This is a genomic window from Nocardioides sp. NPDC054178 (genome assembly GCF_055585005.1).
Genome location: NZ_JBVJKY010000015.1, coordinates 1 through 26,264, shown reverse-complemented (window position 1 = coordinate 26,264; position 26,264 = coordinate 1). Strand labels below are relative to the sequence as shown.

Below are 26,264 nucleotides of genomic sequence, written 5' to 3'. Positions count from 1 at the left end.
CATGATACGGACGCGGCGGCCTGAGGCCTATGGTCGCTCGCTGACGCTCACTCATGCGCCGACCTCGTCCAGCATCGCCTCGAACATCGCCCGGTGATAGAGCGTCGACTCCGGGTCCTCGGGCGCCTCGATCTCGCCGAAGTGGATCTGCCGGGCGGCGATCCGCAGGTAGATGATGCCCCACATCACCGCAGCGTGGACCTCGTGCCAGGTCAGGTCGCCGAGCTCGACACCGCTCGCCGCGGCGTACGCCTCCCGCACCTCGGAGGCGGTGAGGAAGTCCGGCATCCCCGGCAGCTCGAGCATCGCGGCCAGGTCCTCGAAGATGCGGTGGGCGAAGATCATCCAGGTCACGTCCATCTCGCGGGGCCCGAGGCTGACCATCTCCCAGTCGAGGACGGCGACGGGCGCGAAGTCGCGGTAGATGATGTTGCCGATCCTCGCGTCACCCCAGCACAAAACCGGCTCGCCCCTGTCGTCAGGGAGGTTGGCCTCGAGCCAGGCCAGGCCGCGCTCGACCAGCGGCGAGCGGCCGCCCCACTCCTCGGCGGAGGCGGCGAAGGCGTACCAGGCCCGGGTCTTGGCCAGGTTGCGGGCGATCAGGGTCGCACCGGAATGACCGCCCACGGCCGGATCGAGGAAGCCGAACCGCGAGGCCGCGTCGGGGATGCCGTGGAGCCCGGCGAGCACCTCGACCGAGCGCCGCTGCAGCGCCGCCCGGTCGGAGACAGAACCGTCGAAGAGCCAGCTGTCGCCGAAGTTGTAGGGCATCACGTCGGGCGGCACGACCCCCTCGACCCGCTCCATCAGGAAGAACGGGGTCCCCAGGACCGAGCCGGTCATCTCGGCGAGACCGACCTCCGGCACCGGCACGGGAGACAGCGAGCCGGCCAGGCGCATCGCGTCGTACTGCGCCTGCAGGTCATAGCTCGCGAAGACCGGGATGTCCTCCGGGCGGGGCGCCACCCGCAGGACGTACGCCTTCGTCTGCCTGTCCCCGGCGACGGTCGAGGTGACATCGAGCAGGACGGTCTCGCTGGAGAGCCCGTTGGCGTCGATCCCACCGAGCAGGGCGACCTCGGGATCGGCACCGGGCGGCAGGGCCGTGGCCAGCCACTGCTTCAGCGTCGCGCCGATCGCCGCAGGGTCGCGGCCCGATCGCTGGAAGGTCATCTCGGGCGGCGGGGGCGCCTGGGTCACGTGCTCCTCCTGGTGGTGTGTGAGTCAGGTCACACACCACCAGGTTGGTGGAACACGTTCTAGTTTGTCAACCGGTCAGATCAGCCGATCAGAACAGGATCTTCGACGGCGTCTCGGTCGGCGCGGCCTTGGTGACGAACGCCTTCCGCTTCGCGGCGAACCCGTAGCGGTCGTCGAAGATGTCCCGGGCCATCTCGGCCAGCTCGATGCTCTGGTAGTAGGACATCGGCATCGCGCAGGCGCGGCGCGCCTCGCGGGCCGCCAGCGCCGGGACGTACGCCTCGGGCTCGGCGTAGCCCTGCGCCAGGGTGCGCAGCCAGCCGTCGAACTCGACCGCGTCGCGCGGGCCGAGATCACTGATCATCTCGATGCGGGCGGCCTCGGCCGCCGAGATCGGCAGCTTCGCGCGGAGCAGCTCGTCGGCCTTCTCGGCACCGACCCGGCTCGGCAGGCCCCAGGTGTGCAGCTCGGACCCGAAGATGCCCATGTCGTAGTAGGGGTTCAGCACGACCCCGGCACGGGCGACCGTGATGTCGGCACAGAGGCCTGCCATCACGCCGCCGGCTCCGGCGTTGGCGGTGAACGCGGCGATGGTCATCTGCTCGGCCTCGGCGATCGCCACGCACAGCTCGTCGATGGCGCGGATGTTGTCCCAGGCCTCGGCCGCGGGGTCCTGGGCCGCCTCGATCACACCGAGGTGGATGCCGTTGGAGAAGGCGTGCTCGGTGCCGCGTACGACCAGGACGGTGGTGTCCTCGATGAGCGCCTTGCGGACGGCATCGGTCATCCGGCGGCACTGCTGGGTGTACATCGCACCGCTGTAGGAGCGGAGGGTGAGGTAGCCGACGTCGCCGTCGCGCTCGTAGGTCGTCTCGGCCAGCGCCTCCGGCATCGTCCGGTAGGGCGCGTGGCGAGTGTCGAGCACCCAGGCGGCCGGGAGCTTGGGGCCGCGCTTCTTCTCGAGCGTGGCTGCGTAGCCGACCCACAGGGTGCCCTCGCCGGTGGCGATCGCGACCGCGTCGGTGTCGACACCGACGACGGTGCCAGGCTCCGCGTCGCCATGGTCGTCGGGAGTCGTGGCCGCGTCGAAGAGGCAGTACGTCTTGCCCTCGATGGTCGCCGGCGCACCCGGTGCACCGTCGGCCGCCGCGATCCGCCGGGCGATCTCGGTGGCCGGAGCGGACCAGTCGATCTCGAAGGCCGTGCGGCGCAGCAGCGGCAGCTCGCCGGTGCCCTCCACCTCGGCGGCCCACTCCTCGGCAGGCTTGGGCGCCTCGCCGGCCTCGACCATCCGGAGCACCTCCGCGACGCAGTCCATCGCGGCGTCGGCGACGGGGCCGTTGTAGAGGGCGCTCTTCGCGATCGGGACCTCGGACATCGCGAAGGTCCGGGTCGCCCAGACCGGGCCGGCGTCCATCTCCTCGACGGCCGACAACGCGGTCACGCCCCAGCGCTCACGCGCGTCGAGCGTCGCATGGTCGAGCGAGGACGGGCCCCGGTCCCCGACCGGGCCCGGGTGGATCACCACCGTTGGATAGCGGCCCCAGATCTCCTCCGGCACCCGGTGCTTGAGGAACGGGCACAGGATCAGCTCGGGCTCGATCGCCTCGACGGCCGCCACCAGCGACGAGTCGTCATGGACGGGCGCCAGCACGACGCCGACGTCGTGACCACCCTCGGTGAGATCGCACCAGACCCGCTGGGTCAGGCCGTTGAACGCGGAGACGAGCAGCAGAATGCGCATGTGGGGGGAAGTCCTTACTCGTAGGCAGCCCGAACAGACTCATATCCCCCGAGGGGTATTTATCCCCCGAGGGGTGTCACTGTATCGAGCGCCCACGACCGGCTGCACGTCGGTGTCCAGGAAAGGGACGGAAGACCTGGTGAGGCCCGGGCCGCTCGCCCCCGCTCTCGCCCTGCTCCGGTCCTGGGCGCCTCGCGGTCGTCTTGTCGCCGCCTGCAAAGATGGATCTCGTCACAAGGGGGGACGATGACCACAGTCGACGACAGCCCGCTCAACGGGCTGGTCGATCTCGTCGAGGCGAGCAGCGACGAGATGGCGCGCGAGCTGGCGCGGTTCCGGATGCGCTACAAGTTCGCGATCGACGAGGTCTCGACCAAGATCGCGATCCTGCGTGAGGAGTTCGAGCACACCCACGACCACAGCCCGATCGAGCACGTACGCACCCGGCTCAAGTCACCCGACAGCCTGCTCGCCAAGGCCCGCAAGATCGGCTGCCCGCTCACCCTGGCGGCGCTCGAGCAGCAGATCCGCGACATCGCCGGGATCCGGGTGGTCTGCCCGTTCGTCTCCGACGTCTACTGGATCATGGAGATGCTGGGCAGCCAGTCCGACGTCGATGTCGTCGAGGTCGAGGACTACATCGCCGAGCCCAAGGCCAACGGCTACCGCAGCCTCCACCTGATCATCAAGGTGCCCGTCTACCTCTCCGACCGCGCGGTGGACGTGCCGGTCGAGCTGCAGATCCGCACCATCGCGATGGACTTCTGGGCCAGCGTCGAGCACTCGATCTACTACAAGTACGACGGCACCGTCCCCACGACCCTGCGCGACGAGCTCGGCGCGGCTGCCCGCACCGCGGCCGACCTCGACGCCACCATGGCCAGGCTCCGCAGCGAGGTCCACGGCCCGGTCCGATGAACCGGGCCGTGGGTCGTCGCCAGGGTCAGCGACCGTTGACGAACCGCTGATACTGGGCCCGCGCCTCGTCCGGGGTGATCGCCCGGTCGAGGAACATCAGCGAGTCCATCCGGCAGTCGCAGGGGTTCCGCTCGACGGTGTCCTGCGGGAACGAGCCGCCGACCTTGATGCCGCGCGGCAACGTGTCGGAGGTGCCGGTGCCGTCGACCTGCCACGGGTCACCGGCCGAGGTGTAGAAGCCCTCGACGGCCTTGCCGTTGCGGTAGAGCGCCATCTTCCCCGTGGTGTAGTCGAACGTCGCCGCCAGGTGCACCCACTGACCCCTAGGCAGCAGCGTCTGCCAGTCCGCCGAGGCGGCGAAGGTCTGCGAGGCACCCTCGTCGAGCCGGCGTCCCAGCGCGACCAGGCGCAGGGTGCCGTCGACGTTGATGAGCTCGAGCAGGGCGCGTACGCCATGGCCGTCGGAGTTGCCCGACAGGATCCCGGAGAGGCCGATGGCGTTGTAGCGGTCGTTCGGGTCGGCGGTCACCGAGTTGAGCGCGGGCCCGTCCATGTCGACCTTGAACCAGCCCGCCAGGGTGATCTGCTCGGCTCCGGCGAACGGCGCCAGCGACGCGACACCGTTCTGGTTCCACGTCCCCGCCTTCCAGTCGTCGTTGCCGTTGACCGCCGGGTCGACCTGCTTGGTCTGCAGGGCGTTGTTGCTGGTCCGGTACGCCGAGTCGCGCACCTGCATCGCGTTGCCGCCGTTGACCTGGTTCAGCAGCGTCCGGGAGAAGCCCTGGTCCTCCTCGCGCGACCCCGGGGCGAAGGGGTGCTCGAAGTCGTAGTAGCTGACCAGGTCCTCGCGCAGCGACGGCACGACCTCGCTCGGCCAGGGCCGCTGCACCGTGTTCACGACCTTCCAGATCTTCCCGTTGGCCTTGGCCAGCAGGTAGAGGTTGCGACGCGAGTCGGTGCCGAAGCGCAGGTCGACGCGCGGGTCGTCGACGAAGTCCTGCATCGAGAGCCGCTTGCCGGAGGTGTCGAAGAGCTGCATCTCGTGGAGCGTCGCCTCCCGGCTGCTGCCCCGGCGCATCTGCTTGGCGTCGGTCCAGTAGACCTCGCCGTTGACCAGGTCGCCGAAGACGTACTTGCCCCGCAGGTTGTTCAGCTTCCCGCGGTAGACGACACCGCCGCTGACCGCGTGGCCGCTGTCGGAGGTGCAGGAGTAGTTGGCCGGCGGGTCGTGGTCGAAGGACGCGACCGGGAGCGTGTAGCCGGACATGTCGTAGTCCTCGGGGACCGTGTAGAGCGCGCACTCGTCGGTGTTGTCGTAGAGCAGCCGGCCCTCGATCTCGCTCCAGCCGAGGTTGTCCCCGGCCCGGACGTCGTAGACGCCCTCGATCGCGTGCTGGCCGATGTGGCCGAGCAGGAGGGTGCCCTTCTCGACGTCCCAGGAGAACCGGTGCGGGTCCCGCATGCCGTACGCGTAGATCTCGCCGATCGCGCCGTCCCGGTCGACGAACGGGTTGCTGTCCGGGACCCCGTACGCCCCGTTGCGCCCGTCGCGGGCGAGCGGGTCGATCCGCAGGATCTTGCCGTAGGGGTTGGCGAGGTTCTGCGGGTCGTCGCTCTTGACCCCGTTGCCGCCGTCGCCCGAGGCGATGTAGAGCAGCCCGTAGTCCTCGTCGCCCGGTTTCGCGGTCGGGTTGAAGTCGATCTGCTGGATGGCGTGGATCTGGCCGGCGAAGTCGATCCGCATCACCTCACGGCTGGTGCCGGCGAATGTGTTGGCCGTCGGGTCGTCGGTGTGCCACTCGGTGACGACGCTGACCGTGCGCCCGGAGCCCGGGTTGGTCTGCGACGGGAAGGTGGGCGTCTTGGCGAAGCCGCCGAAGCGCTCGGTGTGAGCGGTGTAGAAGAGTCCGTTCTCCTCGAATTCGGGGTGGAAGGTGATGAACCCCGCCCCGCTGCCCAGGCCCGCGCCCGACCAGAAGTCGGGGAAGTGGTCCTTGACGTCGAGGTACTCGTGCTGCTGCCCGTTCTCGAGCAGGTACATCGGCCCGTTGAGGTCGGGGACGTACATCCGGCCCGAGCCGTCGGGGACCTCGCCGATGAAGTTGATGCGGTTGTGGCGGACCAGGCGCTGGTCGGCGGGCGCCGGGTAGGGGTCGGTCTTCGGGAGCTGGGCGACCTCCTCGAGCACGAGGCCGAGGTTGCTGCGTACGGGCTGTTCGGGAATGGGGTCGGGGACGGGCTCGCTGCCGGGGATAGCGGCGCCCGCGGAGCTGAGCGAGAGCGTGGGGGTGAGCAGCGCGGCGAGCATGGCGCCGACGGCGAGGCCGGCGCGTGCCTGTCTGCCCCATAGACGTGAGGTTTCCATGGGTTGTTCTCTCCTTACCGGGTTACCGGGGTTCAGCGGTGACGCAGTCCCGCGACGGTGACGTCACGGATGCGCCCGAAGTTGTCGAAGGAGCCGAAGCCGAACCGGCCCCCGGCGAAGGTGGTGTCGGTGGCGGTCATCCGGGGCTCGTCGGCTCCGTCGAGATAGACCGCGATGGCGCCCGTGCGGGCGTTGTAGTCCAGGCGTACGTCGTGCCACTCGGCGTCGGTGATCGACGGCGCGGCACCGACCGAGCCGTTCCACTGGTCGTCGATCCGCAGCCGGTCGGCGTCGTTGACCACGAAGATGCCGTTGTGGGGGTAGATGGTGTTGTCGGTCGAGAGGTGGGCGTAGTAGAAGCGCGTCGGGGACTGGTAGTTCCAGACCAGGATCACGTCGCGGTTGCTGACCGTGACCGCCTCGTCGATGCGCACCTCGGCGCGGTAGGTCAGCGAGCCGAGCTCGGGGCCCTTGGTCGCGATGGCGTATTCGAAGGGCCGCCGCGGGCCCGGCTGTGCCGTCCCGGGCTCGGTCAGGATCACCTGGCCGCCCTGGAAGGCCCACTTCGCGTCGGTCAGCGGGTCCCAGTCGGCGAGGCTCGCCCGGGGCTTGACCACGGCAAGGCCGGGTCCTTCGGGTGTGTGGGCCTGGGCTCCGGCGAGCGGAGCGGCCAGGGCCACCGCGAGGGCGATCACACCGGCGCGTACGCCTTGCCCCACCCTTCGGTTCAGCGTCGATCTCCTGTTCCATCTCATGGTTGCTTTCCCTTCCCTACTCATCGGGACCGTCGGTGGCCCCTGCTGAGGCTGTTGCGGCTCCCCCGAGATAGAGCTCGGCCATCCGCGGGTCGGCGAGCAGGTCGGCCGCGGCCCCTGCGATGTGCACCTTCCCCAGATCGAGTACGCACCCCAGGTCCGCCGACTCCAGGGCCCGGCGCGCGTTCTGCTCGACGAGGAGGACCGCCAGACCGGCGTCCCGCATGCGTACGACCTGCTCGAACACGGTCGCCGTGGTCTTCGGGTCCAGGCCCATGCTCGGCTCGTCGAGCAGCACCACCTTCGGGCTCACCATCAGCGACCGGGCGAACTCGACCTGCTTCTGCTGGCCGCCCGAGAGCGCACCGGCGAGGGTGTGCCACCGCTCGGCGACGACCGGGAAGAGGCTCTTGACGAACTCCGTCCGCTCGGCCACCGCCGCCGGGTCGCGCACCGTGTAGGCACCCAGACCGACGTTCTCGGCCACGGTCATCTCCTTGAAGACGGAGTGGCCCTGCAGGACGTGGGCCATGCCCGCGCGGAGCATCTGCTGCGGCCCGTTGCGAGTGACGTCGACGCCGTCGACGGTGATGGTCCCCGAGCGTGGGGTCAGCATGCCGCTGGCGACCTTGAGCACTGTGGACTTGCCGGCCCCGTTCGGGCCGACCAGACAGACGATCTGACCTGCGGGAACGGTGACGGTGAGGCCTCGCAGCACGAGCGCTGCCCGACCGTAGCCGGCTTCGATGTCGCGCAGCTCGAGAAGAGGTTCAGACACCAAGGTAGGCCTCCAGGACTCGTGGGTCGTTCTGGACCTCCGCCGGTGCACCGGAGGCGATCGGGCGGCCGCGGTCGAAGACCACGACGTGGTCGGAGAGGCTCATCACCAGCTCCATGTTGTGCTCGACGATGATGAAGGTGCGGCCCTCGGCGTTGAGCTCCCGCACGAGCGTGGCGATCCGGCCGATCAGCGCCGGGTTCACGCCGCCGGCGGGCTCGTCGAGCATGATCGTGTCGGGCTCGGCCATCAGCACCCCGGCCAGCTCGAGCAGCTTCTGCTGGCCGTAGGAGATGTCGCGGGCCTCGCTGCGCTCGAGGTGCTCGATGCCGACCCGGGCGAGCAGCTCGCGGGCCCGGGCGATGTCGTCGGGGTTGTGGGCCCCGCGCAGCCGGTGGACCAGCCCCGTGGATCGGACCCCGGCCAGCACGTTGTCGAGCACCGTCATCCGCGGGAAGACCCGGCACAGCTGGAAGCTGCGTCCGAGCCCCGCCCGCGCGATCCGGTGAGGTGCGTGCCCGGTCACGTCGCGGCCCTGGTAGGTCACGGTGCCCGAGTCGGGCCGGATCATCCCGGTCACGCAGTTGAAGAACGTGGTCTTGCCCGACCCGTTGGGACCGATCAGGGCGTTGATCTTGCCCTCGTGGAAGGCGACCGTCGCCCCGTCCACGGCGCGTACGCCGCCGAAGGCCTTGGTCAGGTTCTCGGTCGTCAGGCTGTGCTTGATCGGAGTGGAGCTCATGACTTCGCCTCCTCGAGCGCCTTGCGCTCCTCGGCCAGCTGGGCGGCGTCGACCTCGCGGATCGAGGTGTCGCCGGGGCGGAACCGGTCGAGCTGCGCGGTCAGCCAGGGGATGACCCCGTCGGGCATGAAGAGCACGACCAGGGCGAGCAGCAGGCCGAGCGCGACCAGGTGCAGCTGGGTGTCGCCGTACTGGTTCTTGAAGAACTCGACCGCGTAGCCCACGATCACCGCTCCGACCACCGGACCGAGCAGGCTGCGTACGCCGCCGAGCAGCGACATCAGCACCAGATAGGAGCCGGTCAGGATCGAGAACTGGAAGATCGGGTCGAGCGAGCCGAACCAGAGGGCGTACATCCCTCCGGCCATCGCGGTCATGAACGCCGAGACGACGAAGACGACCAGCTTGTAGGCGAACGTCGGCACCCCCAGCGCCTGGGCCTTGTCCTCGTCCTCCCGGATCGCCTTGAGGCCGGTGCCGAGCCGCGAGCGGTCGATCACCCACCACAGGAGCAGGGCGACCAGGGTGAGCGCCACGAACAGGTAGAAGAACCGCTCGTGCTGCTCCGGGCGGAGTACGTCGGTGCCGAACGGCCGCGGGACCCGCAGGCCGTTGGAGCCGCCGGTCACGCCGGCCCAGCTCTGCGCGACCAGCAGCAGGATGAGCACCAGCGCGATCGAGACGATCACGAACGAGGCGCCCCGGACCCGCAGCGACGCGATCCCGATCGGCACCGCCGCCAGTCCCACGAGCACGGCCGCGACGATCATCGAGACCCACGGGTTCACCCCGGCCTCGGTGACCAGCAGCGCGGTCCCGTAGCCGCCCAGCCCGGAGTAGGCGGCGTGCCCCAGCGAGATGTAGCCGGTCAGCCCGCCGACGAAGTTCCACGCCACCGCGAGCGCGGCGTAGCTGGCGATCACCACGCCCACCGACAGGATGAACGGGTCCGGGGCGAGCGCCGGGAAGGCGAGCACGAGGCCGAGCAGGACGGCTGCCACGAGGAGCTTCGTCAGGAGGACGGAGCGGCCCGGGGGCGTACTGCTTTCTCTGTGTCTAGAAGCGCTGAGCAAGGCGACCTCCGAAGAATCCCTGGGGGCGGAACATGAGGGTGGCGAAGAGGGCGAGGTAGAAGACCGTCTGCGCCCAGGTGGTGCCCATCGGGATCTGCAGCAGGGCCTGGGTGACTCCGAGCAGCATCGCCGCGATCGCGGCGCCGGGGATGCTGCCGAGGCCGCCGATCACGATGATCGCCATCAGCGGTCCGATCCAGTGCCAGTGCAGCGAGGGGTAGATGGTGGCGTCGAGCGCGAGCGCGGTGCCACCGACCGCCGCGGTCGCCAGGCCGAGCCCGAAGCCGAAACCGGCGATCCGGTCGGTGTCGATGCCGAGCAGCTGCGCGGCCTCACGGTGCTGGATCGTGGCGCGCAGCGCCTGGCCGAAGCGGGTCTTCTTGAGGAGCAGGTAGAGCGCCAGGAGCGAGACCGCCGCCAGCCCGAAGGCGATCAGCTTGACCACCGCGATCCGGGCGCCCCACAACTCCAGGCTCGCACCGGAGTAGCCGAGCTGGATCCGCCGCTGGGTGCCCGAGAAGAGATAGCCGAGGCCACCCTCGATGACCAGCGCGATCGCGAAGGTCAGCAGCACCGACATCATCGTCAGCGTCGCCGGTCGCAGCCGGGACAGGAGCGCGCGCTGCATCCCGTAGCCGGCCGCGAAGAAGAGCGGCACGGTGATGACCAGCGAGAGCAGCGGGTCCAGCCCGGTCTGCGTGGTGAAGAACCAGGCCAGGTACGCAGCCAGGATCAGGAACGCGGAGTGGGCGATCATCACGACCCGCATGACGCCGAAGTAGAGCGTCAGGCCGGCGGCGAGCAGGGCGTAGAGACCTCCGAGCAGCAGCCCGAGGATCAGGCTCTGCAGGAGGAGCGACCCACTCACCAGGCCGGCTTCGGGTAGACGAACTCGGCCTCGGCCTGGTCCTCCGGCAGGACGATCTTGATCTCGCCGTCGACCCACTGCTGGATCATGTGGGCGCTCTGCGGGCGGCCCTTGTCGTCCCAGCTGAGCGGCCCGACGACAGTGTCGACCTCGTTCTCGCGCAGCCAGTCGATCAGCTTGGCCTGGCAGTCGGGGTCGGGCTCGGCGCACTCGACCGCCTCGACCGCTGCCGCGACGACCTGACCGGTCGTCCAGGCGTTGGCCTCGTCCTCACCGGGCGCCTCGCCGTGCTTCTCCTCGTAGAACTTCACGAACTCCTGGTTCTCGGGGTAGTCCGCATTCGTGGTGTAGCCGGTCGGCGCGATGATGCCCTGCGTCTTGTCGCCGATCGCCTCGGCGAACTCGGTCTCGGTGGGCGCGGTCGAGAACGCGGCCAGCTTGGGCTGGTAGGCGAGCTGCTGCAGCGCGACGATCAGGTTGACGCCGTCCTGGTACTGGCTGCCGCCCACGACGAGGTCGGCCTTGCTGTCGGCGATCTTGGCCGCGATGCTGCTGAAGTCGGTGGTGTTGGGCGGGTAGACCTCGTCCACGACGGTCTTGATGCCGCCCTCCTCCAGCGCGTCCTTGAGCCCGTAGGCGGTGCCCTGGGCGAACGGGTCGTCCATGGAGGCGTACGCCGCGGTCTTGGGCCGCTCGCTCTCCGGCATCGCCAGGATGTGCTCGGCGAGGAGCTTGTAGTGGTCGTTCGCCACGGCGGGGGCGGCGTAGAAGAGGTTCTCGAAGCCCTCCTCGAAGACCTCGGGCGCCGCGCCGGCGGGCTCGACGAAGAGGTAGCCGTAGTCCTGGGCGACCTGGGCGGCCGGGATCACCAGGCGGGTGGAGAACGGGCCGACAACCAGGTCGACCTGCTCCTGGTTGATCAGCTTCTCGTAGTCGGCGGCGACGCGCTCGGCGCTGGACTGGTCATCGAGCATCTCCAGTCGTACGTCGCGGCCGAGCAGGCCGCCGTTGGCGTTGACGTATTCGGCCCAGGCCTCGTATCCGCGCTGGATGCCCTTGCCGGGCTCGCTGAAGTCGCCGGTCAGGGGCAGCGAGATGCCGATCACGATCTCGTCGTCGCCGCCTCCTTCCTCGGCGGTGCCACAGGCGGCGAGGGTGGAGGCGAGAGCCAGGGCCGCCGAAACGGCGAGGGTTGCTCTGGACCGCTTGCTCGCGGTGGGGGTCATCGTGAAGCGCATCTGCGGGTCTCCTCTACGAAAGCGCTTACGTAAGCGTTTACGATGACGTTACCGACTCTCGCTTAGTGTGGCAAGAGTCACAATCCTGACGACAAGGGGCATCGATGGTCCGAACCAACCGCTCCCCCCGCCTGATCGACGTCGCCCATGCATCCGGCGTCTCGATCGCGACCGCGTCCCGCGCGCTCTCCGGAACCCCCGGTGTCAGCGACTCGGTAGCCGAGAAGGTCCGCCAGGCGGCACGCGAGCTCGGCTATGTCGCCAACCTCCATGCCCGCTCGCTCGCCAGCGGGTCCACGGCGACGATCGGGCTCGTGGTGCACGAGATCGGCGACCCCTACTTCTCCGAGATCGCCAGCGGCGTGCTCAGTCTCGCCGCCGAGCACGGGCGCACGGTCCAGATCTGCCACACCGGCCGCGACCCCGAGGCGGAGGTCGAGCAGGTACGCAGCCTGGTGGCCAACCGCGTCGGCGCGATCCTGATCGCGGGGTCGGGCTTCGTGGACGCCTCGGTGGAGGCGCCGATGCGGCTCGAGGTGCAGCGCTACGCGGAGGCGGGCGGCCGGGTCGCCGTCGTCGGCCGGCACCACCTCGGGGTCGACAGCGTGCTTCCCGACAACCGCCCCGGCGGCCGCGCCGTGGCCGAGCACATCCTCGGCCTGGGCCACCGGCGCATCGTGGTCGTCTCCGGCACGCTGGAGCTGACCACGGTCGCCGACCGCCTCGAGGGGGTGCGCGACGCGCTTTCGGCAGCTGGGCTGGATGCTGGTGACGTACCCGTTCTCGAGGGGCCGTTCACCCGCGAGGGCGGGCGCGAGTGCGTCCGCCGGATGCTCGCCGACCACCCGCGTACGACTGCCGTCATCGCCCTCAACGACGACATGGCCATCGGATGCCTCTCGCAGCTGCGCAGCTCCGGGGTCTCGGTGCCCGGCCAGGTCTCGGTCAGCGGGTTCGACGACGTCGCCGTCGCCCAGGACCTCTCCCCCGGACTCACCACCGTCCGCCTGCCGATGGCCGAGATGGGCGCCCGGGCGCTGACGCTGGCGTTGAAGGAGCCCGGCACGCGCGCCCGGCGGCAGCGGGTCCCCGCCGAGCTCGTGGTGCGGGACTCGACCGGGCCCGCGGCTCAGTAGGCGCGGGCAGCGTTGGCGGGCCCGTGGGTCTCGTTGAGCTTGGTGTGGTCGGTCCAGATCAGGGCCGCCTTCGGCAGCTCGTCGGCAGCGACCCGCTCCTGCGGCGACCACAGGCGCGCGAGCGACGGGTCCTCGCGCAGCTCCACCGAGGTGACGTCGACGAGCACCGCGACCTTGGGTAGGTTGCGCTGCACGACCAACCGCTCACGGAGCTCCTCGTCCCGGGTGACGCGAGCGCGACCGCGGACCTCCAGCACCACCTCGAAGCCCGGGACGAGGGCGAGCAGGGCGATCTCCGGCCGCTCGACGAGGTTGTGGAAGGTGTCGGTACGCCGGTTGCCCGGGCGGTCCGGGATCGCGAGGGTGGCGGCGTCGAGGACGTGGACGAGGCCGGCCGGGTCACCCTTGGGGCTCACATCGGCGGCGCCCGAGGCGTCGACCGTACCCAGCGCGACGAAGGGCGAGCGGGCGAGGAGCTCGCGCGCTCCGGGAACCGCGTCGAGGTCCGGCCCCGTGCCCGGGGTGACCTCGAGCGGTTCCTGGTCGCCGGGCAGGTCCTCCCACAGCCGCGAGCGGATCACGCACCTGGCGCAGTGCAGGAACGCCTCCTCGACCCGTACGTGCGGGCCGCCATCGAGGCCGAGCCGGCCGTTCACCCTGATCGTCTCGCCGTAACCGGGCACCAGTGCGACGACACCGATCGGGGCGCCGTCGGCGCCATGGGTGAGCCCGGGCAGGTCGAGCCGGCCCGGGCCGGCGACGGACGGAGCGCCGACCCCCTGGATGCGAGCCTCGCCGCCCTCGAAGACCGAGGCGATCACGTACGGCGACCGGGCCAGGAACTCGCGACAGTGGTCGTCGAGGTGCCCGATCGACTTCAGGATCGTTGCCGGCGGGCGCGACCCCACCGTCTCTTCCAGCTCGGCCACCGACCGCACGACGTCTTTACTCACGGCGCAACCTTAGGCAAGCCTTACCTGTCCGACAAGTCGGGTCTGCGGCGGTCTAGGCTTGTCGGGTGCAGGATCTTCGAGTACCGCCGGGCCCCGGGCTGCCCGAGGGTCTCGTCATCCCCGACACCGAGCTGGTCGAACGCTTCTCCCGCTCCCCCGGCCCGGGCGGGCAGTCGGTCAACACCACCGACTCCCGCGTAGAGCTCTCCTGGGACCCGGCCGCCTCCTCCGCCCTCGACGAGCACCAGCTCGCCCGCCTCCTCGGCCGCTCCCCAGGGCCGATCCTCGTCGTCTCCCACGAGCAGCGCTCCCAGCACCGCAACCGCATCGCCGCCCGCGAGCGCCTCGCCCTGCGCATCCGCGAGCTCCTCGCCCCACCACCCCCTCCCCGCCGCCCCACCAAGCCCACCCGCGGCTCCAAGGAGCGCCGCCTCGACGCCAAGCGCCAGCGCGGCCAGACCAAACAGCTCCGCGGCCGCGTCCAAGACTGACCCCCGCCGAAGCGTCACGTAGGTCGGCCGAGACGTCACCCCCGTCGCCCGAGGCGTCATCCCGTCCGCCGAAGCGTCACCCCGTCGGCCGAAGCGTCACTCGTGCCGGCCGACTGGTCACGTACGTCGCCCGAAGCGTCACCCCCGTCGGCCGAGAAGTCACCCCGGTCGCTCGAAGCGTCAGCCCGACCGGCCGAGAAGTCGCGCCCGCCGATCGAGAAATCACTCGCGCCGGCCGACTGGTCACGTACGTCGCCCGAAGCGTCACCCCCGTCGGCCGAGGCGTCATCCCCGTCGCTCGAAGCGTCAGCCCGACCGGCCGAGAAGTCGCGCCCGCCGATCGAAAAGTCACTCGCGCCGGCCGACTGGTCACGTACGTCGGCCGAAGCGTCACGTACGTCGGCCGAGATGTCATCAACGGGCGTCTCGATTCGCCGGGGCGACGCTTCGCTCGACCGGACTGACGCCTCACCCAGCGGGGGTGACGCCTCGGCCAACGGAGGTGACGCCTCGCCCAGCGGGGTGACGCCTCGCCCGACCGCACCGACGCCTCGCCCGACCGGAGTGACGTCTCGCGCGACCGGGCCGACGTCTCGGCCGACGTACGTGCCTTCTCGGCGTCAGGCGGGGTCGGGGTCGGTGGCGAGGCGGGCGTGGGTCTCGGTGTCGTGGCGTACGCCGTCATAGAGCAGCTTCTGGCGTTCGCGGCCCTCGACGAGGAAGCCGGCCGCGGTGGCGACACGGCACGATCCGGGGTTGTCGAGGCGGTGGCCGGTCTCGAGGCGGAAGAGATCGAGCTCGTCGAAGCAGTGCCTGGCCAGCAGCTTCAGGCCGGTGCTGCCGACACCTCGTCCGCGGTGCTTCTCGAGGGTCCAGTAGGAGATCCAGCCGATGCTGTGGGCCCGCATCTGGGTGGTGACCCGCATCTGCCCGAGGATGTCGGCGCCGTCGACGACCGCGAAGGTGTAGGCGCGGTCCGCGACCGCGTCCTCGGCCCACCCGGCGATCAGTCGCTCGGCGTCCTCGACCGTGGCCACGCCCGCCGGCCGCTCGGTGGCCATGCCGGCACCGTCGTACGCAGCGAGCAGGACCGCCGCATCCGACACCTCCCACTCGCGGAGCCGAAACGCGTCGTTCCTCATGCGCCACACGATAACGCCGCCCGGCCGCGCACCGACCGGGTCAGGTCAGACCAGGTCAGCTCACAGGGTCGACTGGATACCAGCGAGGAGCTGGCGGGCCATGACGATGCGCTGGACCTGGTTGGTGCCCTCGTAGATCTGGGTGATCTTGGCGTCGCGCATCATCCGCTCGACCGGGTAGTCACGGGTGAAGCCGTAGCCGCCGAGGAGCTGGACCGCGTCGGTGGTGACCTGCATCGCAACGTCGGACGCGAACGCCTTGGCCGCGGCACCGAAGAACGTCAGGTCCTTGTCGCCGCGCTCGGAACGGCCCGCGGCGGCGTAGGTCAGCTGCCGGGCGGCCTCGATCTTCATCCCCATGTCGGCGACCATGAACTCCACACCCTGGAACTCCGCGATCGGCTTGCCGAACTGCTTGCGCTCCTTGATGTAGCCCAGCGCATAGTCGAGCGCACCCTGCGCGACACCGACGGCCTGGGCGGCGATCGTGATCCGGGTGTGGTCGAGGGTCTGCATGGCGTACGTGAAGCCGAGACCCTCCTCCCCGATGAGCCGGTCGGCGGGGATGCGTACGTTGTCGAAGTAGACCTCGCGCGTCGGGCTGCCCTTGATACCGAGCTTCTTCTCCGGCGCACCGAACGAGACACCATCGTCGGACTTCTCCACCACGAAGGCGGAGATCCCCTTGGAGCGCTTCTCCGGGTCGGTGACGGCCAGGACGGTGTAGTACTCCGAGACGCCCGCGTTGGTAATCCAGCGCTTGACGCCGTTGAGCACCCAGAAGTCGCCGTCGCGTACGGCCCGGGTCTTCTGGTTGGCCGCGTCCGAGCCGGCGTCGGGCTCGGAGAGACAGTAGGAGAAGTTCCCCTGGCCGGCGGCGAGCGCACCGAGGTACTTCTTCTTCAGCTCCTCCGAGCCACCGATCTGCACCGGCAGCGACCCGAGCTTGTTCACGGCAGGGATCAGCGAGGCCGATACGTCAGCGCGAGCGATCTCCTCGATCACCAGCACCGTCGCCAGAGCATCCGCACCGACACCGCCGTACGCCTCGGGCACGTGCGGCGCGAAGAACTCGGTCTCGACCAGCGCGTCGTGCGCCTCCTGCGGATAGCGAGCCTCCTCGTCGACCGCAGCGGCGGCCGGCGCGATCTTGGCATCGCAGATCTCGCGGATGGCCTTGCGGATCTCCTGGTGCTCCTCGGAGAGGGCGAACAACGGGTACTCGGCACTCATGTCCCGGAGTCTATGCCTGTTTGCTACTCGCCAGTAAGTCGGTGGGTCACGGAATCCGCCGGGCCACGTTGTTGTTGAGCGCTACATGACCGTTGCGTGGCTCGACCAGGACACCATCGACAAGCTCCTCGACGACTCCGAGACCTGGGCGGTCGTCGGCCTCTCGGGCGACCCGTGGCGTACGGCCTTCTCGATCGCCCAGGAGCTCCAGCAGCACGGCAAGCGGATCATCCCGATCCACCCAGGTGCCGCGGCCGAGGGCAAGGAGGTGCTCGGCGAGAAGGTCTACGCGACCTTGGCCGACGCCGCCGCGGCCGTCGGGAAGATCGATGTCGTCGACGTCTTCCGCCGCTCCGAGGCCGCCGGCCAGTTCGCCGACGAGGCCGTCGCGATCGGCGCCGGCGGCGTCTGGTTCCAGATGGGCGTGGTCGACGAGTCGGCCTTCGAGCGCACGACCGCGGCCGGCGTACCGATGGTCATGGACACCTGCCCCAGCAAGATCTGGTTCCAGCGCGCCCGGGCCGGCGCTCAGGCGTAGGGCTACGGCTCGAACGTCATCGTCCGCAGGTGCTCGTAGATCACCGAGGTCTCCACGTCGGCGATCTCGGCTCGCGAGGTGAGCCGGTCGATCACGAACGCGTAGAGCGCGTCGTTGTCCGCGACCGCGACATGGACGATGAAGTCCATCCGGCCGGAGGTGACGAAGACGCCGACAGCCTCGGGGAGCGCGCCGACCCAGTCGCGAAAGGACTCGATATTGGCCCGCGAGGGCGGCCGGATGCGCACCGCGACGAGCGCCTGCACGCCCCGGTCGATCTGGCGTAGGTCGAGGTCGAGGTACGCACCGCGGATGAGCCCACGCCTCTGCATCGCCCGCGCGCGGTCGTGCACGGTGGTCGCCGAGACGCCGACTTCGGCGGCGATGTCCCGCAGGCTCCGCCGTGCATCCATCGTCCAGGCAGCCAGAATCTGACGGTCGACTTCGTCCATGCACGGCAGATTAGCGGATGTAATTGACAATGCACGGCTTGATTGCGATTCGTCCGAACATTCCGAAGACTTGACTCCGAATCAATTGGCGAATGACAGGAGTCAGAGTGATGAGCACAGGTGTCGAGACGGCGCGGATCGGGTTCGCCCCGGAGGAGATCGACCAGTCAGCGACCACCCGGGACGTGCCCTTCAAATGGGTCGTCGTCGTCGACCAGGCCCTTCCCGCCGGACGGGCGGTGAACGCGGCCGTCTGCGTCGCGGGTGCGACCACGCAGCGTACGGCCGGGCTCCTCGGGGAGGACGCGGTCGACGCCGACGAGTCGACCCATCCGGGCCTGCCCTGGATCGGCTGTACGGTGCTGGGCGCTCCGGCACAGCGGCTGACCGACCTGCGGCGACAGGCCGTCGCCCAGCCCGGCGTAGCCGTCATCGACATGCCGACGCAGGCGCAGCACACGAGGGTGTACGACGACTACCTGTTCGCCGTCGGGAACAGTCGCGGCGTCGACCTGTCCTACTGCGCCGTCAGCCTCTTCGGCCCCCGCCGGATCATCGACAAGCTGGTCAAGGGGCTTTCCCTCCTGCCCTGAGGGTCAGGAGGTGGCGTTGCGGACGACCTCGCCCTTGGCCGCGGCGAGCTCGGCCAGCGACTTCTCGTACGCCACCAGCTTCTGCTGCAGATCCGGGTCGGCGACGCCGAGGATGCGGGCGGCGAGGATGCCGGCGTTCTTGGCGTTGCCGATGGCTACCGTGGCCACCGGGATGCCACCCGGCATCTGGACGATCGACATCAGCGAGTCCATCCCGTCGAGGTACTTCAGCGGAACCGGGACGCCGATGACCGGGAGCGGGGTGACGCTCGCGAGCATCCCGGGAAGCGCGGCCGCACCGCCCGCGCCGGCGATGATCACCGAGAGGCCGCGACCGGCTGCCTCACGACCGTAGTCGAGCATCTCCTGCGGCATCCGGTGGGCCGACTTCACATCGGCCTCCCACTCGATCCCGAACTCGTCGAGAAGCTCCGCCGCGGCCTTCATCGTCGGCCAGTCGGAGTCGGATCCCATCACGATGCCTACGCGAGCGCTCATGGGACAAGGCTAGGCCGACGAGCATGGGCACCGGCGGACAGGGCCGTCCAACAGGGCGGTCACCGGCCCGTCCGGAGCCGGCAAGTCGTCGTTGCTGTGGGCGCTGGCCGGCGCAGTCGCACCGGCCGCAGGATCGGTGAGCGTGGACGGAGAGCCGCTGACTGGCCGGGACGACGCCGCCACCCGCGGCGTCAGTCTCATCCCGCAGGGCAACGGGCTCGCCGGTGCGCTCTCCGCGGAGGAGAACATCCTGGTGCCGATGCTTGCCCGCAAGGTGTCGCCACGGGAGGCGCTCGACCGCACCGCGGCCGCCCTCGCCCTGGTCGGCCTGGAGGCGTCGGGGCGCCATCTCGTCGACGAGCTCTCCGGTGGGCAGCAGCAGCGGGTCGCACTGGCGCGGGCGTTCGCGATGCGATCCGGAGTGCTCTTGGCCGACGAGTCGACCAGCGATCTCGACGCCGGCAACCGGGAGCGGATGATCGCCGCGCTCCGCGCCGAGGCCGCGCGGGGCGCGATCGTCGTGCTCGCCACCCACGACCCGGAGGCAGCCGCGGCGGCCGACGCCGAGCTCGCGCTCGACGAGGGAGTCGCGTCATGGCTCCGACCTCTGTCTGTCACCTGAGTGTCGGTCCTGCCCGCTAGTGTGCTGGCCACTCTCCCCGACGACCCCCACAAAGGCAGATGGATCCAGCAACGAGCACCGACGTCGTCCTCAGCGCGCCGCCGAACCCGACCGCGGTCGAGCGGTTCACCGGGCTGACCAAGGCGGAGCGCAAGGTGCTGCCGTCGCGGCTTCGGCAGCTCTCGTCCTGGTCCCGACAGGCGGTCTCGGCGACCGCGGCGCGGGCCGAGATCGAGCGGGAGGCGGCCGAGGCGGTCGACCACTACCGGGCGAACGCGGCCGAGCTGAAGCGAGCGGCCCAGGTGGCGTGGCGCAGCATCGCGCTGGACCGGAGCGACGGGCCTCGCCTGGCCGCGATCGCGCGGCGTCACGCGCTGGAGCCGGTCGAGGAGGCCACCCAGGAGCTCGTCGACGCGCTGGCTGACGCCGTGGAGGACATCGCGCGGGCGAAGCGGGCGTCCGGCGCCCGTCGACTGTTCGTGCGAGGCAACCGCCGCGAGGATGCGGAGCTGGCGGGCAGGCGGATCCTCGATCTGCACCGCTGGGCGAGCGAGCTCCAGGCGGTGGCTCGGCTCGATGAGCTGACCAGGGTGCCGACCGGGCGCCGGGTGCGGATCCGGGAGGCGCTGCTACCGAGCGTGGGCCTCCTCGAGGCTCTCTCGGAGCTGGGTTCGGAGGCCGTGCTCTCCCCGCGCAAGGGCATCATGGTGCTGCGCAACGAGGGCGAGGCACTCAACGAGGCCAGGCGCTCCGAAGAGCCGGCGCGCCGCGCCGCGACCGATGCCGCCAACGCGGTCCGGAGCGCGGATACCGACACGGCGGTCAGGTCGCTTCCGGTCGAGGAGCTCGCCGATCTCGTACGCATCGAGCCCCTCCTCGAGGCCGGGATCCAGACCGTCCACGAGGTCATCCATCCCACCTCTGACCTGCGAGAGCTTCCCGGCGTCGGTCCGGCTACCGCGATGCGGATGCAGGAGGCGGCGCAGGCGCTGTGGCAGCGCACCTACGACGAGATGCCGCTCGCCATCGACCACGAGCGCCGCACCCCGGCGGCCACTCGGCTGCTCGCGCGGCTGGCGGAGTGGGAGGCCGGACGGCGTACGAAGGATGCGGGGGCCGAGCTCGCGCTCGTCCAGTCGCTGCGGCCACTGACCCGGTCGCTCGCCCAGTCCGCCATGGGCGGCGCGCGGTTCCATCTGATCCTGGCCAACGCCGCCAGCCTCGAGGACTTCCAGGGCGCGCTGCGGGCGATCGCGCACCGGGCCGAGATGGCGCGCCGGATCCGTCCGGGCAACCGGCCGGCGGATCCGTGGGACGACTTCGAGAAGCGCCCGGCCGACTACTACGCGATGCTCTCCGAGCTCGGCTTCCTCACCGAGGACGAGGACAAGATCCACGGTGACCTGTCGGCCGAGATCATCGAGGCGGTGCGGGCCCAGGAGCTGCGCACCAACAATCTGACCGCCTCGCTGCGCGGGTACCAGCACTTCGGCGTCCGCTTCGCGCTGGTCCAGATGAAGGTGATCATCGGCGACGAGATGGGGCTCGGCAAGACGCTCCAGTCGCTGGCGGTGCTCGCGCACCTGCACGCGATGGGCGCGTCCCACACGCTGGTCGTCTGCCCCGCCGCCGTGGTCACCAACTGGGTGCGCGAGACCGACTCGAAGACGACCCTGGTCCCCCACCGTCTGCACGGCAACCGCCGTCTGAAGGCCGCCAAGATCTGGGTCGCGCAGGGTGGCGTCGCGGTGACCACCTACGAGACGCTCAACGCCATCCAGCCCTTCCTCGACCAGGTCAAGGTCGCCTGCGTCGTGGTCGACGAGGCCCACATGATCAAGTCGCCGCGCACCCAGCGCACCGAACGCGTACGCCGGGTGTTGGACGCCTCCGAGCGCTCCATCCTGCTCACCGGCACCCCGATGGAGAACCGCATCGACGAGTTCCGCAACCTGGTCTCCTATCTCCGCCCCGACCTGCTGCTCTCCGCCGACGAGTTCAACCCCCACCGGTTCCGCAAGCAGGTCGCCCCGGTCTACCTGCGCCGCAACCAGGAGGACGTACTCACCGAGCTGCCCGACCTCGTCGAGGTCGAGGACTGGCTGCCGCTGTCGGTGGCCGACGAGAGGGCGTACGCCGAGTGCGTCCGCGACGGCAACTTCATGGCCATGCGTCAGGCCGCCATGCTCCAGGGCACCTCGTCGGCGAAGGTCGAGCGGCTCGTCGAGATCGTCGGCGAGGCCGAGGAGAACGGCCGCCGCGTGATCGTGTTCTCCCACTTCAGGAAGGTCCTCGACGATCTGGTGACGCTCCTGCCGGGCGAGGTCTTCGGACCGCTCACCGGCTCCGTACCCGCCGAGGAGCGCCAGCAGATGGTCGACGAGTTCTCCGCGGCCGGGCACGGTGCCGTGCTGGTCACGCAGATCGTCGCCGGCGGCGTGGGCCTCAACATCCAGTCGGCGTCGGTCGTGGTCATCTGTGAGCCCCAGCTCAAGCCGACCATCGAGTGGCAGGCCATCGCCCGCGCCCGCCGGATGGGCCAGCTCCAGTCCGTCCAGGTCCACCGCCTCCTCTCCGAGGTCGGCGTCGACCAGCGCGTCCACGACATCCTCGCGGCCAAGGCCGAGCTCTTCGACGACTTCGCCCGGGTCAGCGCCACCGCCGCCAGCAGCCCCGAGGCGTACGAGACCTCCCACCCCGACGACCCCTCCACCGCCCTCGCCGCCGAAGCCTCCGACGCCGAGATCGCCCGCGATGTCGTCGCCACCGAACGCCAGCGCCTAGGGGTCTGACCGACCCACCCCCGCCGAGGCGTCAGCTACGTCGGCCGAGGCGTCTGCTACGTCGACCGAGACGTCAGCTACGTCGACCGAGACGTCACGTACGTCGACCGAGACGTCACGTACGTCGACCGAGACGTCACGTACGTCGACCGAGTTGGCAATGAGTGACATGCCGGCCGACGCACCTGACGCTTCGACCGACGGGGCTGACCCCTCGAACGACGCGGCTGACGCTTCGACCTACGCGGCCGACCCTTCGACCTACGCGGCCGACGCCTCGACCTACGCGGCTGACCCCTCGGGCGGCGGGACTGACGTCTCGACCGACGGGGCTGACCCCTCGAACGACGCGGCTGACGCCTCGAGCGACGGGGCTGACGTCTCGACCGTCAGTCGGAGTCGTTGCCCAGGTCGCCCTGGAACCAGTCGGCGGCGTGGCGGGCGCGCTCGAGGCAGTCGTCGAGGTCGTCGCCGTAGACGTTGACGTGGCCGACCTTGCGCCCCGGGCGCATCTCCTTGCCGTAGAGGTGGACGCGGAGGCGGGGGTCGCGGGCCATGGCGTGGGGGTAGCCGTCGTAGAGGCGGCCGACGTTCTCCCGGGTCGAGCCGAGGATGTTGACCATCACCGACCACTTCGCGCGGGGCGCGGGAGAGCCCAGCGGCAGGTCCATGACCGCGCGCAGGTGGTTCTCGAACTGTGAGGTGACGGCGCCGTCCTGGGTCCAGTGACCGGTGTTGTGGGGGCGCATGGCGAGCTCGTTGACGAGCAGGCGACCGTCGACGGTCTCGAACATCTCGACCGCGAGCACCCCGGTGACGCCGAGCTCACCCGCGATGCGCAGCGCGATCTGCTCGCCCTCCACGGCGAGCTCGGGCGAGAGGTCGGGCGCCGGAGCGATGACCTCCTTGCAGACGCCGTTCTCCTGGTAGGTGTGCACGACCGGGTACGCAGCGGCCTGGCCGCTCGGCGAACGGGCGACGATCGCGGACAGCTCACGGCGGAAGTCGACGAGCTCCTCGGCCAGGACCTGGACCCCCGCGTCCTCGGCGACGCGGAGCGGCTCGGCGACATCGGCCACGTCGCGTACGACCCAGACGCCCTTGCCGTCATAGCCGCCGCGGGTGGTCTTGAGGACGCACGGGAAACCGAAGGCCTCGACCTCGGCCACAGAGGAGACGATGGCGTTGCGCGGGCACGGGATGCCGAGCTCGGTCAGCCGGGCGCGCATGACGCCCTTGTCCTGGGCGTGCACGAGGGCGTCCGGGCCGGGGCGGACCGCTACGCCGGCGGCCTCGAGCGCGTGCAGGTGCTCGGTCGGGACGTGCTCGTGGTCGAAGGTGACCACCTCACATCCCTCGGTGACCTTCTTCAGGGTGTCGAGGTCGCGGTAGTCGCCGACCATCTGGTCGGGGATGACCTGAGCGGCCGAGACACCCTCGCCCTCGGCGAGGAGCCGGAGCGGGAGTCCGAGCGCGATTGCGGGCTGAGCCATCATGCGGGCCAGCTGGCCGCCGCCGATGATCGCAAGTGTCGGTGCGAGGGTCACGACGACAGGATAAAGAGCATGCACCGCCGGGGCCGATTTCACGGATCCCCCTCACGAAATCCGCGAAATCCCGCCCCGGCGGGTGCAGCGAGAGGTCAGGCCTTCTCGAAGCGCAGGCCCTTGCCGCGCAGCGTGGTGATCAGATGGGGCTTGCGAGGGTCGTCGCCCAGCTTGCGACGCACCCATCCCAGGTGTACGTCGATGGTCTTCGACGAGGTGTAGAAGGTCGCGTTCCACACGTCCCTCATCAACTCGTCGCGGGAGACGACGTTGCCAGCCCTCCTGATCAGGGCGTGGACCAGGTCGAACTCCTTGCGAGAGAGCGTCAGCTCCTCATCGTTCCGCCATGCTCGCCGTGTCTCCGGGTCGAGCTTGATCTCCTGTACCTCGATCATGAGATCGACATTAGGGAGGTAAAGAGCCCTTGGCAAAGGATTGCACGATATTGCCACTGACATTTTCATGCCACAGTGCAACGAAATGGGCATGACAAACGTGCACCCCCGAATCGCGCACTCAACCATGCCCACGAAGCCCCGATCAGGTAAAGCAATCGGAGCCCGTCGTTGATCGACTGTTAACTACAACGGAATGTGAACAAATCCGCGAAGTCGCAGGTCAACAGCACCCTAGAAGGTCACGATTCATACACGGCGGACAGCGACAGGCTCCACGATCCCGAAGCCTCGCACCGGTCGAGCGGCCAGTCGCCTGGTCTCGAACTCGTCCTCGGGCATCGCCGCGGCGGTCGCCTCGTCGATGATGATCCGGTTGCGGCGGGCGACGGCAGTCAGTCGCGCGGCCATGTTCACGGGCGGTCCGAAGACGTCTCCCAGGCGCGAGACGACGTTGCCGGAGGCGAGCCCGACACGTACGTCCGGCATCCGCGGATCCCGCCCGATCACGTTGATGATCCCCTCGGCGGTGCCGTAGGCCTGAAGCGGGTCGTCGTTGACGAAGAGCACCGAGTCGCCGAGCGACTTGATGATCCGTCCGCCCCAGGTCGCCACCACGTCGGCACACCGCGACTCGAAGAGCTCGACCAGGTCGCCGATCTTCTCCTCGGTCAGCGTGTTCGACAGCGCGGTGAACGAGACGATGTCGGCGAACCCGACCGTCTGCCAGACCGTGCCCAGCTGCTCCTCGGGGCCGGCGACCGACGCCTCGGCCCGAGCGAGCGCTGCCCGCGTGTGCCGTCGCCAGGCGAAGATCATCAGCTCCTCGAAGGCGCCCTCGAACTGCTCGGAGACCGAGACGGTCGCCTTCAGGAGCTCGGCCGGCGTCCGGTCGTCCTCGTTCTGGGTCTCGACGTGGTGGAGCAGCGCGGAGACCTCGTAGTCAGACAGGCGTGCCATCGACTGCCCGATGCCGCGGGTCAGGTTGACGACCAGGTCGAAGCTGACCAGCCCGTTGCCCGAGATCTCGTGGGCCTTGGCCAGGGCCTGCACGTCGGCCTCGTCGAAGAAGGCCTCGTCGTTTCCGATCTCCGGGAAACCGAGTGCACGCCACAGTCGCTTCGCCTGGTCCAGGCTCACGCCGGCCTTCTCGGCGACCTCTGCCGAGGTCAGGTTGACGGGCTGCTTCGATTTCGCCACGAACCAGATCATGCCATCCGGCTCGTCACGACCGCGGACGGAGCCGAGCGTGGATGACATCGCCCGCGCCGACCACCCGCAACCCCTCGCCGGTCTCGATGACCAGCCGGCCGAAGTCGTCGATCTCGGTGGCCACGCCCTCCCAGACCTCCCCACCCGGCAGCTCGGCGCGGACCTGCTCACCGACAGTCACCGAAAGCTCCCGGTAGCGACGGGCGAGCTCGGCGGGGTCCGAGCCCCAGATCTCGTACGCAGCCCCCAGCTCGTTCAGCAGCGCGACAAGCATCTCGGTGCGGTCGACGGGCGCACCGCTCTCCAGCTCCAACGAGGTGGCCGTCTCGATCGGCAGCTCCTCGCGCGTCAGCGAGGTGTTGAGCCCGAAGCCGATCACGGCGGCGGCGCCCTCAGGCACTTCGATCCGCTCGATCAGGATCCCGCAGACCTTCCGCCCCTCGATGAGCACGTCGTTGGGCCACTTCAGCCCGGCGGCGTACCCCTTCGTCCGCAACACCGATGCGACCGCGACGCCGGTCATCAACGGCAGCCACGGCCACCGCTCGACCGGGATCGAGGGCGAGGGCCGCAGCAGCGCGGAGACGGTCAGGGCCGAGCGCGCCGGGGTGGTCCAGCCTCGGTCCAGGCGTCCTCGGCCGGCGGTCTGGTGCTCGGTGGTGATCACCAGGCCCGGCGCCTCGCCGGAACGCGCTCGTGCGGCCAGCACAGCGTTTGTCGACGGCGTCGAGTCGAGGATCTCGACATGCCATCCGCCGGAGAGCGCATCGAGCCGGGCGTGGTCAAGTGACGGGCGTCGCATCGCAGAAGGTGGCACGGGGATTACATTGGCCCTCGCACCGCACGAAGTCCAAAGGAGCACCGTGAGCGCCGAACCCACCAACGAGCCGGTCATCGACCTGCACACGACCGCCGGGAAGCTGGCCGAGCTGGAGCGTCGTCTCGATGAGGCCGTCCACGCTGGTTCCGCCAAGGCGGTCGAGAAGCA

Annotated in this window: 25 protein-coding genes and 1 pseudogene; 7 read left to right on the top strand and 19 right to left on the bottom strand. The window is 69.8% G+C overall.

All coding sequences use genetic code 11. The annotated features are described in order from the left end of the window. Positions 1-51 precede the first annotated feature (51 nt). Together ACZ6WN_RS30280 and ACZ6WN_RS30275 are read right to left on the bottom strand one after the other, a co-directional pair. Positions 52-1,200 (bottom strand): phosphotransferase family protein, encoded by a 1,149-nt coding sequence (locus ACZ6WN_RS30280; protein WP_465869977.1) that lies wholly within the window; start codon positions 1,198-1,200, stop codon positions 52-54. 88 nt (positions 1,201-1,288) lie between these two features. Continuing rightward, a complete protein-coding gene (locus ACZ6WN_RS30275) occupies positions 1,289-2,944 on the bottom strand; it encodes an enoyl-CoA hydratase-related protein (protein WP_465869975.1) in 1,656 nt (551 codons plus the stop codon). A gap of 246 nt (positions 2,945-3,190) precedes the next feature. Here ACZ6WN_RS30275 and ACZ6WN_RS30270 point away from each other — a divergent pair, with 246 nt between their 5' ends. Continuing rightward, positions 3,191-3,862, top strand: coding sequence for a GTP pyrophosphokinase (locus ACZ6WN_RS30270; RefSeq protein ID WP_465869973.1), 672 nt, complete (start codon positions 3,191-3,193; stop codon positions 3,860-3,862). Between the two features lie 25 nt (positions 3,863-3,887). On the opposite strand, the gene ACZ6WN_RS30265 is transcribed toward ACZ6WN_RS30270, so the two are convergent. The 7 genes from ACZ6WN_RS30265 to ACZ6WN_RS30235 form a co-directional block, all read right to left on the bottom strand. Next, on the bottom strand, positions 3,888-6,227 hold the full coding sequence (locus tag ACZ6WN_RS30265) for a PQQ-dependent sugar dehydrogenase (protein ID WP_465869971.1): 2,340 nt from the start codon (positions 6,225-6,227) through the stop codon (positions 3,888-3,890). Positions 6,228-6,259: 32 nt separating this feature from the next. After that, positions 6,260-6,922, bottom strand: coding sequence for a hypothetical protein (locus ACZ6WN_RS30260; protein ID WP_465869970.1), 663 nt, complete (start codon positions 6,920-6,922; stop codon positions 6,260-6,262). A gap of 76 nt (positions 6,923-6,998) precedes the next feature. After that, positions 6,999-7,760, bottom strand: coding sequence for an ABC transporter ATP-binding protein (locus ACZ6WN_RS30255; RefSeq protein ID WP_465869968.1), 762 nt, complete (start codon positions 7,758-7,760; stop codon positions 6,999-7,001). Further along, a complete protein-coding gene (locus ACZ6WN_RS30250) occupies positions 7,753-8,502 on the bottom strand; it encodes an ABC transporter ATP-binding protein (RefSeq protein WP_465869967.1) in 750 nt (249 codons plus the stop codon). The genes ACZ6WN_RS30255 and ACZ6WN_RS30250 overlap by 8 nt, the downstream gene beginning before the upstream one ends. After that, positions 8,499-9,503, bottom strand: a complete 1,005-nt coding sequence (locus ACZ6WN_RS30245) for a branched-chain amino acid ABC transporter permease (RefSeq protein ID WP_465869966.1) — start codon at positions 9,501-9,503, stop codon at positions 8,499-8,501. Before ACZ6WN_RS30245 ends, ACZ6WN_RS30250 begins: the two co-directional genes overlap by 4 nt. A gap of 55 nt (positions 9,504-9,558) precedes the next feature. Then, positions 9,559-10,443 (bottom strand): branched-chain amino acid ABC transporter permease, encoded by an 885-nt coding sequence (locus ACZ6WN_RS30240; protein ID WP_465869965.1) that lies wholly within the window; start codon positions 10,441-10,443, stop codon positions 9,559-9,561. Then, positions 10,440-11,681: an amino acid ABC transporter substrate-binding protein gene (locus tag ACZ6WN_RS30235; protein WP_465869964.1), complete on the bottom strand. Its 1,242-nt coding sequence runs from the start codon at positions 11,679-11,681 to the stop codon at positions 10,440-10,442. Before ACZ6WN_RS30235 ends, ACZ6WN_RS30240 begins: the two co-directional genes overlap by 4 nt. 104 nt (positions 11,682-11,785) lie before the next feature. On the opposite strand from ACZ6WN_RS30235, the gene ACZ6WN_RS30230 reads away from it, so the two are divergent. Beyond that, positions 11,786-12,817, top strand: coding sequence for a LacI family DNA-binding transcriptional regulator (locus tag ACZ6WN_RS30230; protein WP_465869963.1), 1,032 nt, complete (start codon positions 11,786-11,788; stop codon positions 12,815-12,817). On the opposite strand, the gene ACZ6WN_RS30225 is transcribed toward ACZ6WN_RS30230, so the two are convergent. After that, the gene (locus ACZ6WN_RS30225; protein ID WP_465869962.1) at positions 12,811-13,770 is read right to left on the bottom strand and encodes a pyridoxamine 5'-phosphate oxidase family protein; all 960 of its coding nucleotides are present in this window, start codon (positions 13,768-13,770) and stop codon (positions 12,811-12,813) included. The genes ACZ6WN_RS30230 and ACZ6WN_RS30225 overlap by 7 nt on opposite strands. Positions 13,771-13,835: 65 nt before the next feature. Here ACZ6WN_RS30225 and arfB point away from each other — a divergent pair, with 65 nt between their 5' ends. Continuing rightward, positions 13,836-14,261 (top strand): alternative ribosome rescue aminoacyl-tRNA hydrolase ArfB, encoded by a 426-nt coding sequence (gene arfB / locus ACZ6WN_RS30220; protein WP_465869961.1) that lies wholly within the window; start codon positions 13,836-13,838, stop codon positions 14,259-14,261. A gap of 620 nt (positions 14,262-14,881) precedes the next feature. On the opposite strand, the gene ACZ6WN_RS30215 is transcribed toward arfB, so the two are convergent. Beyond that, on the bottom strand, positions 14,882-15,403 hold the full coding sequence (locus tag ACZ6WN_RS30215; RefSeq protein ID WP_465869960.1) for a GNAT family N-acetyltransferase: 522 nt from the start codon (positions 15,401-15,403) through the stop codon (positions 14,882-14,884). Between the two features lie 60 nt (positions 15,404-15,463). Continuing rightward, positions 15,464-16,636 (bottom strand): acyl-CoA dehydrogenase family protein, encoded by a 1,173-nt coding sequence (locus ACZ6WN_RS30210; protein WP_465869959.1) that lies wholly within the window; start codon positions 16,634-16,636, stop codon positions 15,464-15,466. Positions 16,637-16,721: 85 nt separating this feature from the next. Here ACZ6WN_RS30210 and ACZ6WN_RS30205 point away from each other — a divergent pair, with 85 nt between their 5' ends. Continuing rightward, positions 16,722-17,174: a CoA-binding protein gene (locus ACZ6WN_RS30205; protein ID WP_465869958.1), complete on the top strand. Its 453-nt coding sequence runs from the start codon at positions 16,722-16,724 to the stop codon at positions 17,172-17,174. Between the two features lie 2 nt (positions 17,175-17,176). Here ACZ6WN_RS30205 and ACZ6WN_RS30200 read toward each other — a convergent pair whose 3' ends face one another. Further along, positions 17,177-17,626, bottom strand: a complete 450-nt coding sequence (locus ACZ6WN_RS30200; RefSeq protein WP_160025110.1) for an Lrp/AsnC family transcriptional regulator — start codon at positions 17,624-17,626, stop codon at positions 17,177-17,179. Positions 17,627-17,736: 110 nt separating this feature from the next. Here ACZ6WN_RS30200 and ACZ6WN_RS30195 point away from each other — a divergent pair, with 110 nt between their 5' ends. Further along, positions 17,737-18,219, top strand: a complete 483-nt coding sequence (locus ACZ6WN_RS30195; protein WP_465869957.1) for a DUF2000 domain-containing protein — start codon at positions 17,737-17,739, stop codon at positions 18,217-18,219. 3 nt (positions 18,220-18,222) lie between these two features. Here ACZ6WN_RS30195 and purE read toward each other — a convergent pair whose 3' ends face one another. Continuing rightward, positions 18,223-18,717: a 5-(carboxyamino)imidazole ribonucleotide mutase gene (gene purE / locus ACZ6WN_RS30190; RefSeq protein WP_465869956.1), complete on the bottom strand. Its 495-nt coding sequence runs from the start codon at positions 18,715-18,717 to the stop codon at positions 18,223-18,225. A gap of 67 nt (positions 18,718-18,784) precedes the next feature. On the opposite strand from purE, the pseudogene ACZ6WN_RS30185 reads away from it, so the two are divergent. Together ACZ6WN_RS30185 and ACZ6WN_RS30180 are read left to right on the top strand one after the other, a co-directional pair. After that, positions 18,785-19,339, top strand: a pseudogene (locus tag ACZ6WN_RS30185) (ATP-binding cassette domain-containing protein); the annotation flags it as partial. 59 nt (positions 19,340-19,398) lie between these two features. Next, positions 19,399-22,131, top strand: coding sequence for an SNF2-related protein (locus ACZ6WN_RS30180; protein ID WP_465869955.1), 2,733 nt, complete (start codon positions 19,399-19,401; stop codon positions 22,129-22,131). On the opposite strand, the gene ACZ6WN_RS30175 is transcribed toward ACZ6WN_RS30180, so the two are convergent. The 5 genes from ACZ6WN_RS30175 to ACZ6WN_RS30155 form a co-directional block, all read right to left on the bottom strand. Next, positions 22,120-22,293: a hypothetical protein gene (locus ACZ6WN_RS30175; protein WP_465869954.1), complete on the bottom strand. Its 174-nt coding sequence runs from the start codon at positions 22,291-22,293 to the stop codon at positions 22,120-22,122. The two genes, ACZ6WN_RS30180 and ACZ6WN_RS30175, sit on opposite strands and share 12 nt — an antisense overlap. Before the next feature lie 218 nt (positions 22,294-22,511). After that, complete coding sequence (locus tag ACZ6WN_RS30170) at positions 22,512-23,669, bottom strand: 5-(carboxyamino)imidazole ribonucleotide synthase (protein ID WP_465869953.1); 1,158 nt, start codon at positions 23,667-23,669, stop codon at positions 22,512-22,514. A 95-nt stretch (positions 23,670-23,764) separates the two neighbouring features. After that, positions 23,765-24,064 carry a winged helix-turn-helix domain-containing protein gene (locus ACZ6WN_RS30165; RefSeq protein WP_357338992.1) on the bottom strand — a complete coding sequence of 100 codons (300 nt, stop codon included), beginning with the start codon at positions 24,062-24,064 and terminating at the stop codon, positions 23,765-23,767. A 249-nt stretch (positions 24,065-24,313) separates the two neighbouring features. Beyond that, positions 24,314-25,264 (bottom strand): adenylate/guanylate cyclase domain-containing protein, encoded by a 951-nt coding sequence (locus tag ACZ6WN_RS30160; RefSeq protein WP_465869952.1) that lies wholly within the window; start codon positions 25,262-25,264, stop codon positions 24,314-24,316. Positions 25,265-25,289: 25 nt separating this feature from the next. Next, a complete protein-coding gene (locus ACZ6WN_RS30155) occupies positions 25,290-26,078 on the bottom strand; it encodes a biotin--[acetyl-CoA-carboxylase] ligase (RefSeq protein WP_465869950.1) in 789 nt (262 codons plus the stop codon). Between the last annotated feature and the right edge of the window lie 186 nt (positions 26,079-26,264).